The sequence below is a fragment of the Hyphomicrobiales bacterium genome (genome assembly GCA_017642935.1).
In the GTDB taxonomy this organism is placed as follows: Bacteria; Pseudomonadota; Alphaproteobacteria; order Rhizobiales; family MH13; genus MH13.
The window spans coordinates 151185-164722 of the sequence record JAEPOK010000001.1 but is presented as its reverse complement, the minus strand read 5'-3'; the positions used below and the strand labels follow the sequence as shown (position 1 = coordinate 164722).

At 60.5% G+C, this 13538-nt stretch carries 11 protein-coding genes; 6 read left to right on the top strand and 5 right to left on the bottom strand.

Annotated elements, in window-relative coordinates; genetic code table 11:
- The 6 genes from ccoP (at window position 1) to JJ917_00725 (ending at window position 6226) form a co-directional block, all read left to right on the top strand.
- Entirely contained in the window at window positions 1-906 is a 906-nt protein-coding gene (gene ccoP / locus JJ917_00750; protein ID MBO6697335.1) for a cytochrome-c oxidase, cbb3-type subunit III, read from the top strand.
- A 137-nt stretch (window positions 907-1043) separates the two neighbouring features.
- On the top strand, window positions 1044-2498 hold the full coding sequence (ccoG, locus tag JJ917_00745; protein ID MBO6697334.1) for a cytochrome c oxidase accessory protein CcoG: 1455 nt from the start codon (window positions 1044-1046) through the stop codon (window positions 2496-2498).
- Between the two features lie 52 nt (window positions 2499-2550).
- A complete protein-coding gene (locus JJ917_00740) occupies window positions 2551-3096 on the top strand; it encodes a FixH family protein (protein MBO6697333.1) in 546 nt (181 codons plus the stop codon).
- A 33-nt stretch (window positions 3097-3129) separates the two neighbouring features.
- Window positions 3130-5433: a cadmium-translocating P-type ATPase gene (cadA, locus tag JJ917_00735; GenBank protein ID MBO6697332.1), complete on the top strand. Its 2304-nt coding sequence runs from the start codon at window positions 3130-3132 to the stop codon at window positions 5431-5433.
- Window positions 5433-5627, top strand: coding sequence for a cbb3-type cytochrome oxidase assembly protein CcoS (gene ccoS, locus JJ917_00730; GenBank protein ID MBO6697331.1), 195 nt, complete (start codon window positions 5433-5435; stop codon window positions 5625-5627). Before cadA ends, ccoS begins: the two co-directional genes overlap by 1 nt.
- Window positions 5624-6226: a hypothetical protein gene (locus JJ917_00725; GenBank protein MBO6697330.1), complete on the top strand. Its 603-nt coding sequence runs from the start codon at window positions 5624-5626 to the stop codon at window positions 6224-6226. Before ccoS ends, JJ917_00725 begins: the two co-directional genes overlap by 4 nt.
- A 78-nt stretch (window positions 6227-6304) precedes the next feature.
- On the opposite strand, the gene JJ917_00720 is transcribed toward JJ917_00725, so the two are convergent.
- The 5 genes from JJ917_00720 to JJ917_00700 all read right to left on the bottom strand — a co-directional run bounded on the left by JJ917_00720 (window position 6305) and on the right by JJ917_00700 (window position 13303).
- Window positions 6305-8413 (bottom strand): PAS domain-containing protein, encoded by a 2109-nt coding sequence (locus JJ917_00720; GenBank protein MBO6697329.1) that lies wholly within the window; start codon window positions 8411-8413, stop codon window positions 6305-6307.
- Between the two features lie 158 nt (window positions 8414-8571).
- Window positions 8572-9111 carry a hypothetical protein gene (locus tag JJ917_00715; GenBank protein MBO6697328.1) on the bottom strand — a complete coding sequence of 180 codons (540 nt, stop codon included), beginning with the start codon at window positions 9109-9111 and terminating at the stop codon, window positions 8572-8574.
- 115 nt (window positions 9112-9226) lie between these two features.
- Window positions 9227-11068 (bottom strand): cyclic nucleotide-binding/CBS domain-containing protein, encoded by a 1842-nt coding sequence (locus tag JJ917_00710; protein ID MBO6697327.1) that lies wholly within the window; start codon window positions 11066-11068, stop codon window positions 9227-9229.
- A gap of 177 nt (window positions 11069-11245) precedes the next feature.
- Window positions 11246-13024, bottom strand: coding sequence for a cation acetate symporter (locus JJ917_00705; GenBank protein MBO6697326.1), 1779 nt, complete (start codon window positions 13022-13024; stop codon window positions 11246-11248).
- A 15-nt stretch (window positions 13025-13039) separates the two neighbouring features.
- Complete coding sequence (locus JJ917_00700) at window positions 13040-13303, bottom strand: DUF4212 domain-containing protein (GenBank protein MBO6697325.1); 264 nt, start codon at window positions 13301-13303, stop codon at window positions 13040-13042.
- Window positions 13304-13538: the final 235 nt, after the last annotated feature.

Sequence of the window (13538 nt, the reverse complement as noted above, 5' to 3'; positions counted from 1 at the left end):
ATGGGTAACAAGATCGAACGCGACCCGATTACCGGCCAATACACAACCGGCCACCAATGGAACGGGATTCGCGAGCTGCGCACACCGGTGCCAACCTGGTGGATGCTGGTGTGGATCGCCTCCATCGCCTTTGCCGTTGTCTACGTTGTGTTGCTGCCGTCCATCCCGCTCGGTGATCAGACAACCTCTGGCACCACCGGTTACACGGCTCGCCTGGCGCTGGAGGAACAGCTGGAAACCGTGCGCACAGCACGCGAAGCCCAAGGCGCGGTTTTGGCAGAAATGGAGTTGGCCGACATCGCCGCCGATGCCGAACTGGCAACGCTCGCCTTCAATGGCGGTCGCTCGGCCTTCGGTGTGAACTGCATCCAGTGCCACGGCGCTGGCGGTGGCGGCCAAATTGGTCAGTTCCCATCGCTGATCGATGATGACTGGCTGTGGGGCGGCACGCTCGATGACATCTGGTATTCCATCAATCACGGCATCCGCAATGAAACGCTCGATGCACGCTTCTCCATCATGCCGGCCTATGGCGATTTCTACGAGCAGGCCGACATTGAAGCCGTCACCGATTATGTGCTGGCCCTCAACCCATCCGCACCCAACCACGCCACGCGCGACCAATTGCCTGGCGCGGAGACGTTTGAGCTGGAATGCTCAGCCTGTCACGGCGTGAATGGTCTGGGTGATCCGATCTTTGGGGCGCCAAATCTGTCGGATGCCGTCTGGCTCTATGGCGGCGAACGCGAAGAAATCGTCGCGCAAATCACCAACCCGCAAATGGGCGTGATGCCAGCGTTCGGCGAACGCCTGGATGAAGCCACCATCAAGATGCTGGCCATCTATGTGCACTCCTTGGGCGGTGGTGAAGCCGCCGGTTCTGGTGAAACCGCCGCGCTGCAATAGGACCAACGCCACACCAACAGGCCGCGCGGCATTTCGTCCGCGCGGTTGCCCTTAAGGGCTAGTGCTGACGACGAAGCAGCCACCGCTGTGGAACATTAGCAGCACATTATTCAAACCAACCAAAAGGCATGCAATCCATGGTCGTGGGCTACCAGGCAGACGAGTTTCCTGGCGTCAAAAAGGTCTACCAAAAATCCGTCACTGGCACGTTCCGCCGGATCAAAAGCGCGGTTCTGGCAGCGATCACGGTGTTCTTCTTCGGCGCGGCGTGGATTCCATGGAACCGCCCCGGCGACACCCCCGACCAAGCCTTCCTCATGTCGTTCACCGAAGGCAAGTTTTACGCTGGCCCATGGACCTTCTGGCCGCAAGATCTCTATCTGCTGACGCTGGTGCTTCTGTTCTCCGCCTTTGGGCTGTTCTTCACCAACACCATTGTCGGGCGTATCTGGTGCGGCTTTTCCTGCCCGCAGACGCTCTGGACCGATGGGTTCCAGATGATCGAGCGGCTGTTTGAGGGCGACCGCAACGAGCAAATCAAACGCGCCAAAGAAGGTCTGACTGCCCAGAACCTTGTCCGCAAAATTGGCAAGCACACCGTTTGGGCGGCCATCGGCCTGCTGACCGGTCTGACGCTGATTGGTTATTTCGCTGGCACCATCAACACCTTCACCCAGGTCCCGACGTTTCAAGCCGCCACACCGACGATCGTGATGGTCGGCGTGTTCGCCGCGCTCACCTATCTGCTGGCCGGGTTCGCGCGCGAAAAAGTTTGCCTCTACATGTGCCCCTGGCCGCGTTTTCAGTCGGCCATGCTCGACCCCAACACCAAGATCGTGACCTATCACGCCTGGCGCGGTGAACCGCGCGGCAGCGCCAAGAAGAAGGCGGCTGGCGCCGACATTGGCGACTGCGTGGACTGCAATCTGTGCGTCAATGTCTGCCCAACGGGTGTCGATATCCGCAACGGCCTGCAATTGGGTTGCATTGGCTGCGGGCTCTGCGCGGATGCCTGCGATGGCATCATGACCAAGCTGAAACGCCCGACCGGCCTGATCAACTTCGCCAGCCTTGCCGAAACCCACGATGAGGCTCATCTGGCCGCACCGATGGTGGAAGTGGGTGGCAAGAAACGCAAACCCACCAAAGTGCGTTTCTACGGTTATGGCGCTTTGATGATTCTGGTGTCTGCCGCCATGGTTTTCACCGTGCTCAACCGCACTGGCTTTGACGTCGCCATCACGCCGGAGCGCAACCCAGCCTTCGTCACGCTGTCGGATGGTTCGATCCGCAACATCTACAATGTGCGCCTGTCGGATCGCGGCTCGGAAGCCGAGATGGTGCGTTTTGAGATCGATGGCTTGGTCGGCGAAACGGTCACGATCAGCCATGCCGGCTCGGCACTGGCCGAGGGCGAGAACCCGACCATTGCCTTTGGCGATATCGAAGCGGCCTCGCTGCGCGTCCTCATCACCGTGCCGCCGACGCGGCGCCCGGAAGGTCGCACGCCAATCACCTTCTCGCTGGTCAATGGTGACAGCGGCCAGGTGATGACGACCAGCAATACCTATTTCTGGGGTCCAGAGAATTAGAAGCCTCGAAGAAGGCCAGCGGTCCGACACGGGCCGGAAGGGAAGAACGACCATGAGCACCGATGCTTTGCACAATGAGCCGCCTAAGCGCGGAGGTTTCCTCGGCTGGCTGATCGGCTCCAATGGCTGGATACCGTTGCTCTTTGTCGGTGGTTTTCTCATTCTCTTCGCAGTCACCGGCAACTTCGTTCGCCTGGCCCTGACCACGTTCCCCGGCCTTGTCACGACCAATGCCTATGAGCGTGGCCTTGCCTATGACGATGTGATTGCCGCCGAACAGGCACAGGCCGAGCAGGGCTGGCAAATGCAGATTCTTGCGCCTGAGTTTTCCGGCGATGGCCAGATCGCGGCGATTACGCTTGCCGACCGCAATGGCGAAGCGCTGTCAGGCGGCACCGTGATCATGATGGCTGAACGCATGACCCGTTACGCCCAGCAGGTTCGTGTTCAACTTACCGATGTTGGCGAGGGCCGCTACGAAGCGCCGATGGAGTTTCCGATCTCCGGTCGCTGGTTCGTCAGCGTCTTGGCCGATGTCGAAGGAAGCCGTCACTTCGCGACCGAAGAGATTTTCGTCCATGCACCCGGCGTCAACTAGGCCTCCATCGCAGGATTGTTCTGAGACCTCGTAATGGCATCACTCGACGCGTCCCTCGCCCCACCTTCCAGCCGCGCAAAGACGCGCACGGTCGTCGATTTGTCGACCGCCGCTGAGACCGATGCCAAAGGCACGCACACGATCAACCTTCTGGTCGGCAATGTGCACTGTGGCGGTTGCGTGCGGAAGATCGAAGACCGCTTGGCCAAGGAACCCGGCGTTGAGACGGCACGCGTCAATCTCTCCACTCGTCGACTGACGGTGAAATGGAACGGGGATGAGGATCGCGCCAACGCGTTTGCCAGCGCGATTGAGGATCTTGGCTATCCCGTTGCCCTCTACCGCATGGAAGCTGTGGTCGAACGCGACAAAAAGACCGAGCGCGAGCTGATCATGGCGCTGGCGGTGTCGTTCTTCGCCGCTGCCAATCTGATGATGCTCGCTTGGGCCGTATGGGCCGGGCATTTCGCGACCATGGGCCAGGCGACCCGCGACTTCTTCCATTGGATCGCCGCGCTGATCGCCGTGCCGTCGGTCTATTATGCCGGCCTGCCCTTCTATCGCTCGGCCATTGCCGCGCTGCGCAAGGGCCGCTCCAACATGGATGTGCCGATCTCGGTCGGCGTGACGCTGACGACGGCGATGAGCATGTATGAAACCTGGACCGGTGGCCCGCACGTCTATTTCGACGGCGCGCTGATGCTGCTCTTCATCTTGCTGGTTGGCCGTTATCTTGATCACAAGGTGCGCGGGACTGCCCGCTCCGCCGTACACGATCTGGCGATGCTCGCTGGTCAACCGGTGCAGAAGCTTCTGCCAGACGGAACGCTGCAGGCCGTAGCCTCCGACAGTTTGGCAAGTGGTGATCGAATCCAAGTGGCCGCCGGCGAACGCATCGGCGTGGACGGCATCGTGCGCGAAGGCGGCTCGTCCATCGACACGGCGCTCATTGATGGCGAAACCACGCCGAAAGATGTCGCTGTCGGCGCCAATGTGCTGGCCGGCACCATGAACCTCACCGGCCCGCTGATTGTGGAGGCCAAGAGCGTCGGCGAAGCCACCGTGCTTGCCGAAATCGTGCGCTTGTTGGAAGCTGCCGAGCAGAAAAAGGGCCGCTACATGGCCTTCGCCGACAAGGTGGTGCGCTGGTATTCACCCACTGTGCACGCCCTGTCGCTCGGCGCCTTCCTTGGCTGGTGGCTTTTTGGCGGCATGGCCGTGCCCGAAGCGCTGATGATCGCGGTTTGCGTGCTCATCATCACCTGCCCCTGCGCCCTTGGTCTTGCCGTGCCGATCACCCAAGTGGTCGCCGCAGGCCGTCTCAGCCGCCAAGGCGTGCTGGTGAAATCCGAAACGGCGCTGGAACGCTACGCCGCCATCGACACCATCGTCTTCGACAAGACAGGCACGCTGACCACGCTTGAGCCGCGCCTGGTCGGTCTGCCAGACGACGAGGAAGCCCTGCAGATCGCCTCCTCAATCGCAGCTTCGTCCAAACACCCCCTCGCCCAGTCGATCCGCGCCGCCGCGCCGGATGTGCCGCGCGCCAAAGGCGTCGAAGACACACCCGGCATGGGCCTTTCCTGGCAAAACGAAGACGGCGAAGTTCGCCTTGGCTCGGCGCGCTGGTGCGGTCTGTCAGACGAGGATACTGAAGCCGCCAACACTTCCGGCGGCGGCCTGGAAACTGAGGTCTGGCTCACCCGCCCTGGCCATGGCCCGGCACGCTTTGTCTTTGCCCCGCTGCTGCGGCCGCAAACCCGGCAAGTCATCGACACGCTAAAGGAAGGCGGGTTCCAGATCGCCATCATGTCCGGCGACCGCGCTCGGTTCGTGGGGCCGCTTGCCGATCAGTTGGGTATCGCCGATTGGCAAGGCGACATGACGCCCGCCGACAAAATCGCCGCTATTGAAGCGATGAAGGCCGATGGCAAACATGTCTTGATGGTCGGCGACGGCCTCAACGACACCCCTGCGCTTGCCGCCGCCCACGCCTCGCTTGCGCCGACCAGCGCTGCCGACATTTCCCGGCGCGCGGCGGACGCGGTTTTTCAGGGCAACAGCCTCAGAGCTTTGCCCGAAACGCTGGCCACGGCCCGCGCGACCCGCCGCATCGTGGTACAAAACATTACGTTCTCTGTGGGCTACAACCTTTTCTGGGTGCCGGTTGCCGTGCTCGGCCTCGTCACACCGTGGATCGCGGCCATCGCCATGGCCGCCAGCTCGCTGATCGTCACGCTCAACGCCATGCGGCTTGACGGTGCCGGTCCGTTCAAACGGATCGCCACCCGCCAGCAACCACCGGCGCAAATCCTCGCCACCGAGGGAGCCGCCTGATGGATGTGCTCCTGTTTTTGGTGCCGCTTGCCCTTTTTCTCTCAACAATTGGTCTAATTGCGTTCTTTTGGGCGCTAAAATCGGGACAGTTTGATGATCTTCAAGGCGCGGCCGAACGGATCCTCTACACCGATGACCATCCTGAGCATTCCCTGCCACCTGACACACCCAACACGATGGATGAAAAGCAATGAGCACTTCAAACGCGGGCCAATCGAGCGCCGGTAAAACCCTAGGCGGTCTCATCGTCCTCCTTATTGTTATCGTCGGCTTCGCGGGCATCGGCTACGCCGTTGGCGGTGTCACCGGCGCCATATGGGTCACCCTCATCGGCCTGGTTCTCTACGGACTTCTCTACGCGTGGCCCAGCCTAACGTCGGGCGCCGAACAGACCGGTTTGGCCAAAATCGTCTCCGCGCCTTTCGCGTTGGTCGCCAGCATTGTCCTGTTCATCCCGGCCGTCATTGTCGGCCTCTTCCGCCGCCTGAAAGCGCAGCGCGACCGCAAAATGGGCATCGAACCAACCATCGATGATGTCGATGAAAGCGGTCAGAAGCGCAGCTTCTTCTATGGCCGTTGGACCGACGCAACGACGCTGTCGCTGTTCCTCATCAATGCCGTCGTGGCGCTGATCATCGCGCTCATCGTCTTCGGCCCAATGGCGCTCATCGTTTTCGGCGTGGTTGCAACGCCGCTGTTCCTGGTGGCGCTCTTCCTGGTGGGCCTCAACGGCGCCAACCCTGAGCTGGCCAAACCGCAGCCTGGCGAAGAGGTCGAGGAACTGGCGATCTAAGCCAAACACCTTCGTCCCGACATATCAAAGGGCGGTGCTACGGCGCCGCCCTTTTTCATGCTCGCATTCCCGCTATTGTCAGAACTGTTCCTGCATCCGCCGCAGGCCAATCTGCCGGTCGGAGGCGGCCAGAGCATCGGCGAGCGTCACAACGCCCTGCGCCTCAAGCAATGGTAGGAGCTTGATGAAAACCTCGCCGGTTGCCAGGGCATCGCCAAGCGCGGTGTGACGATCTTCCGGCGGCAGAACCACGCCGAACCGCTCTGACAGACCGTCGAGAGAAAGGCTCTCATCACGCCCCAACGCATGGGCCGCCAACAGCAGCGTATCGAGCACCGGCTGATTAAACCGCACGCCGACTTGGGCTTCCTTCAAGGAGAGAAACTTCATGTCGAACGCCGCATTGTGCGCGATCAGTGCGCCTGGCCCGACAAAGCCATGAAACCGCGGCAGGGTTTCTTCGATCCCTGGCGCATCGGCCACCATCGCATCGGTGATGCCGTGGATTTTTGTGGAGGCCGCCGGAATGGTGCGTTGCGGATTGACGAACTCATTGAAGATTTCGCCGCGCAAGACCCGCCCATTGACGATCCGTACCGCCCCGATGGAGATGATCTCATCACCCTTGGACGGCTCAAGACCCGTGGTCTCGGTGTCGAACACCACCGATGTCAGCGCGCGCAGCGGTCGCTTGTCGAGCTCGCTGGCGTGGGGGCGATGGAGCAGGTCGAAATCGTAGAATTCGCGCCGCGCTTCGGCCGGCATGAACGAGCGTTCGGTTCGCTCATAGCGCTCAGCAGCCACCTTCAGCGGAAGGCGCAAACGCGTCACGCCTTCGCCAATGTCCGCATCGACACGCAGCTGCGTGCGGTGACGGTGGAGAATGTCGCCGCCGGTGACCGCGCCAAGATCGGGCTCCAACTGTTCCTCCAGCCAACTGGACAGCGTTTCTTCTGAAACCGCTTCACCTGTGTAGAGCAGATCGACAAACGCATCGCCGTCCGAGGCAAGGGTGGCGATAACGCGGAAGTCTTTCACCTCAAAGTCGATGGCCAAGCGGTTGGCCAGCCGGTCCAAAAGATCGGTGATCGAGGCGCTGTCGCAATGCAGCCAGACCGGGTCGCCTTCGACGGTGAATGTCAGCCCGCGGCCCTCAGAGTCGCGTTCCGCGATGCAATGAAACAGCGTGGTGGAAAACACTGCGCTCATCGGCCAGGCGCCTGCAAGGACGTCCAACAGGAACGTATCGAGACGCTCAATCTCTTCGGTCACAGCCGCCATGTCCTCGCCCATGTCGGCCGCATCGGCTTTGGCCGTGAGCCCGGTGAGGCGCGCGCGCAGATCATCGCGAATGTCGAACAGCGCACGCTCACGATAAAGCGCTGTCGATAGTGCGTTGGTGACGTCCTCAAACGTCACGACATACCCGACGGGCACCGCGCCAGCATCGTCCATCATCAGAGACATGCGCCCCTTGATGGTATGGCGCCCATCTACCGTCCCGGCAATCAACATGATGCTTAGGCCATCGGCATGCTCGGCATGGCGACCCGAAGCAAACCGGGATTGAAGACGCAAAAGCGCGTGACGAAACGGTCGCTCGGCCAAGGTTTCGAACAGAGGACGGTCAAGACCCACATCGCCGGTGACGTGCAGGATTTCCAGCGCCCGGCGATTGTAGAGCAGCACCTGATGGTCGAGCGTGCATATCAGCACCCCGTCATGGAGATCGCGCAGCACGGTCTCCAGCCGACCGCGCACGACCGTCTCGCGCTCTTTGGCATCGTCCTGACCGCTCGGCAAATAGGCTTCAAGCAGCGCGCTGACCTCACGCACCACACCGCCGAGTAATCCCGGATCACGCAAGCCGGAAACCGCGGCGACGCCTTCGTCCGGTACCCGGCGCAAAGCCGTCTGCAAGCGGGTTGCGGGCGCAAGCGCTGTGGATTTGACCTTGGCCATGCAGGCAAAAAGCAAACCCACCAACCCGAACGCCAAAAGCACAATGACCGGCGCCAAGGTTCGGCCGAGCCCGCCATCGCTGCCGCCCCAGGCGGCAAGGCCCGATAGCACGATCAGGAGGATCGCGACGGTCAGCGTCGGCATAAACAGGCGGCGCGCCAGCGCATTGGGTTCAGGCGCCACGCGCGCGGAGGCATGATCACGCGCTTGATCAGCAGAAGCCATGGTGTGTTCCCTCCCACAGGTGGTCACCAATTAGCGGCATCCGCATTCATTGTTGTTGTTTCTAAACGCGGGCCAACCCCGGCAGTTAAGCCGCGGGGCATTCAGTATGCCTTGATCCTCGCCAACATCAGTCTAGCGCTTTCGTCGGATAGCCCGGTCTAACTATCGACTGGCGTTCCATGTCGAGCGCAGGCCGCCGCAACAAGTGGATCGTCCAGGCCAACCGACGACCAGTCGCCGTCAAGCGGCATACCGTTCTCGTCAAGCTGCATAGCATCGCCGACCAAAAGCCGTGCACCAGCCTCGCAATCCACGAAATTGGTGGCCACGAAGGTCGGCGAGAAACGCTCCATCAAAATGACGTCGATGAGCACAAAATTTTCAACGTCAGGGTTGGTGCGTGCCGTCGTGTGATCGATCGCGACAAAACGATTGATGCGCGGAACGAGATAGGTCCAAGGCTGATAGGGCACCGAGTAATCAAACGTCTCCACCACCTCAATCTCTTCGGGCAGCGTGGAGCGTACCTGATTGAACCAGCTATATTCGATGTGGATCGTGAGCAGCAGCATGCCCAGACCGCCGGTCGCCGGATAAAGCCAGCGCGGCAGGTTGAGCCGAAACGTCTTGGAGATGATCAACAAGACAGCGGCCAACGAGATGCCGCCGGCAATGGCGCCAATATATCCTAAAAACATCGATGCCTTTCACGCATACCAACTAAGAGCCCAGGCGCTTGATGTAGCCCTTGGCGCTCTGGAGCGCCAGCACCTCATTTGGTCGATGTTTAAGGCGCATCAGGATGCCGGCGCGTCAGCCGACGCTCCGCCCATGCCCAAGAGCCGATTGCAGGCTTTTGATGACACCGAACGCATCTTTTAGATGGTTGCGCTCAAATGAAGACAACCGGGAAGGCGCTAGGAAATTGTCCGGCTTCTCACCGTCGCGGATTTGTCGGGCCTGATGGCGAAGGCGCATGGTCGATATCAGATCATAGGCATCAATGAGGTCGCTCGCGCCCGACTTGGAGACAGTGCCCGCCTCCTGCGCCGCCTGAAGCCGCTCGCGCGTATTGACCGCGCCGATCGCGCCTTCCAGGGCGTACATGCGCGCCAGATCGACGATCGGAACCACACCATTGTGCTTCAGATCGACGGTGTCCTTGTGCTCACCGGAGCGGATCAGCGCAAACCCGCGGAACAAGCCGAGCGGTGGCGTATGCTTCAGCGAGTTGGCCGCCATATGCGCGCGGAAGATCGAGTTCTTCGACGCCAACTCCAAGGTCTTCTCCTGAAGACCGTCGAACAGGCTCATTTCGCCGTGGATAGCGCGCAAATCGAACATCACCGAGGCGAGCATCTGCGCCATCGGGTCGGGCTTGCGCACCCAGCTCTCGAAATAGCCGCGCCAGACGTTCACCGGTTTCCGCCAACGATCGTTGGTCGCCATCATATCGCCCGGGCAATAGAAATAGCCCGCCTCATCAAGCCCATCCGACACAAATGTTGCCATGTCCTTGAAGTAGGCATCATGCTTGGCGGCGTCGAAATCATTATGCAGGATCAGGCAGTTATCCTGGTCTGAGACGCCGGTCTGCTCGCGCCGCCCTTGGCTACCGCAGGCCAGCCACAGATAGGGCACCGGTGGCGGCCCCAGCTTTTCTTCGGCCATCTCCAGAAGGCGGATGGTGAGCGCATCGGTGAGCGAGGTGATGACCCGTCCGATTTCGTGCGGCGGTACGCCCGACCCGACCAGTTGCACCAAAAGTGAGGGCGTCTGCTCGATCACACCGGCCAACTCCGCGGTGTCGGACAGCCGTTGGATGTCGCCGATCATATAGACCGCCGACACTTGCTGGCGGCGCACCAGATTGGTCCGCGTGATGATGCCAACCGGCTTACCATCCTCGGCAATCGGCAAATGACCGATCCCGTTGGTGCTCATGGCCAGCATCGCATCAAAGCCGGAGGCATCGGGCGCAAAGGCCATCGGATCACGCGTCATGACCTCGTCCACCGGCACGCCCGGATCACGGCCTGCCGAGACGACCCGCCCAGTGATATCGCCAGTCGTCAAAAGACCGACCAACTGGTCGCCATCGACGACGAGGACACAGGAAATGTGCTTGTCGGCCATCAAGGTCGCCGCGTCCTGGACACGGGTGCCGAGCGGTACCGTGACGGGGTTCGGCGTCATCAACTCGTGCAGCGGAATGCCGACAAGGCTGGCATCGGTGGTCGGAGCCGGCTCGCTCTGGTCCGGCAGGAAGCGACCGAAGAACGCCTTGAACGGATCGCTGGATTCCACCAGCTCTATGAACGTCGTCAGCGGAACGGTGTAGACGGCTGCCTGGTCACCGCGCGCGCGGGCCGATTGATTGGCCACGCCGTCATTGAAAAGGGCGCGCGAACCAAAACTATCGCCAGCATGGACCTGGCTGATCACATCGCCGTCGGGCGACAGCAAATCCACCTCGCCGCGCGCCACAATCCGAAGCGCGTCCACGTCCTGGCCGAACCCGTAAATGATCGCCCCATCGGCATAGGTCTCAACACCAAGACTGCCGAGCAACGTCGCCATCGCCTCTTCTGACAGGGAATCGAACGGATGATAGTTGCGCACGAAGCTGGGCGCATTGGCGAGGGTGACGTCCATAGGGAATCCTTGAATCAGGCGTCGCACATGAGGCGATCAGACCATGCGCCGTTGGTCGACGAGGGCCAATAGGGCAAAGCGCGTAAACCCTTCCAACAGCGCAGAATTTGCAGTCCCAAACGAAAACGGGCCCCGCAAAAGCGGGACCCGTCAAAGCATATGGCAGAGGCTGCGGTGTTAGTGATCCGCAGCAGCTGCGGCGGCACCGCGTGGGAACCGAACCGATTCCACCAGCTCCTGAATGTGCTCCGGTGGAGCAGCTGTCGCACGCGACACCAGGAACGCTGCAGCGAAGTTGAACACCGCACCAATCGGCCCGAAGTGGGTCGGTGGGATGCCGAACAGATACTGCGAGCTATCGAATGTCGCCGTGCCTGGGATGAAGAACCATCCAAGGAACAGGAAGAGGTACAGACAGGTCGAAATCAGACCGGCCAGCATACCTGCGATAGCACCAGCAGAGTTCATCCGCTTGGAGAAGATGCCCATCATCAGCGTCGGGAACAGGGTCGCAGCGGCAAGACCGAAGGCCAGCGCCACCACCTGAGCCGCGAAGCCCGGGGGATTGAGGCCCAGATACACCGCCACACAGATGGATACCAACATCGAAATACGCGCTGCAAGTAGCTCGCCCTTCTCTGAGATATCCGGATTGAATACCGACTTGATGAGGTCATGACTGATCGCCGAGGAGATGGCGAGCAACAGACCAGCAGCCGTTGACAGCGCGGCGGCGATACCACCGGCAGCAATCAACGCGATCACCCAGCCTGGAAGCTGTGCAATCTCCGGGTTAGCAAGCACGAGGATGTCACGGTTGAAGGTGACAAGCTCATTGCCTTCCCAGCCACGCTCAGCGGCCAGTTCGGCCATCGCCGGATTGGCATCGTTGTAGTACTGGATCCGACCGTCGCCGTTCTTGTCTTCGACACCCAGAAGGCCGGTGACCTGCCAGGTTTCGAACCAATCGGGCAACTCATCGACCGCAACCGCTTCACCTTCAAGACCAGCCGGCCACATCGTGGTGGTGATGTTGAGGCGCGCCATCGCACCAACAGCCGGAGCCGTCAGGTACAGAAGGGCGATGAACACCAGTGCCCAACCAGCAGACCAACGCGCGTCAGCCACCTTAGGAACGGTGAAGAAGCGGATGATCACGTGGGGTAGACCAGCAGTACCGATCATCAGCGACAGGGTGTAGAGCGCCATCAACCAAGGATTGGTGGTGGCGGTGTATTCCCTAAAGCCAAGATCCGTCAGCAGCCCATCGAGCACCACGAGAAGGTGCTGGCCTGCGCCTGCATTGCCTTCTGCCATGGTTGAGAACAGGCCAAGACCCGGGATCGGGTTGCCGGTCAGGTTGAGCGAGATGAAGATCGCCGGAATGGTGTAGGCGATGATCAGCACGCAATACTGGGCCACCTGGGTATAGGTGATGCCCTTCATACCGCCGAGCACAGCGTAGACCAGAACGACAAAACCAGCGGTGTAGAGGCCGAGGTCAATCGGGATTTCCAGGAAGCGCGAGAAGGCAATGCCTGCACCACGCATCTGACCGATCACATAGGTCACCGAGATCACGATGAGACAGATAACTGCCACAACGCGCGCGGCGGTGGAGTAGTACCGGTCGCCCACAAACTCAGGAACCGTGAACTTGCCGAACTTACGAAGGTACGGTGCAAGCAGCATGGCCATCAGCACGTAGCCGCCCGTCCAACCCATCAGGAACAGTGAGTTGTTGTAACCAACGAAGGCGATAAGACCCGCCATCGAAATAAACGAAGCAGCGGACATCCAGTCAGCTGCGGTCGCCATACCGTTGATGATTGGGTTCACGCCGCGACCAGCGGCATAGAACTCACTCGTCGACGCAGCACGCGCCCAGATGGCGATACCGAAGTAGAGCGCAAACGACGCGCCCACCACGATAAAGTTGAGGGTTGTTTGATCCATTACAGCGCTCCCGGACTATTCTTCGTCCACGCCGTGTTCACGGTCGAGAGCATTCATACGCCAAGCGTAGAAGAAGATCAGGACCAAGAACACGAGGATGGAGCCCTGCTGGGCGAACCAAAAACCAAGATCGGTGCCGCCGACGGCGATACCGGAAATGAGTGGGCGTAGCAGAATGGCGAAGCCAAAGGATGCAATGGCCCAGATAACAAGGCAGATGCTGATGAGGCGAAGATTCGCCTTCCAGTATGCCGTGTTTTCTTCTGAGTAGTCAGACAATACGCGTCCTCCCTAAAGACGTTTCCAGCCCTTGGATCGCGTGTGCCCGAATGGGCCTCCTGCGAGCAGGCCCGAAGGCGCGCCCATAGGATTACCGAATGGTAACGATCCAAAGCTGTCGGGCAAACTATCGGAAGGTTTCGGATTCTTGAAGCGGGTACGTACGGACTACCCCCTATACTTCCGGGTAATCAACGAAGGGCGTTCAACCTTTGGCTAGGTCAAAAATTAGTCA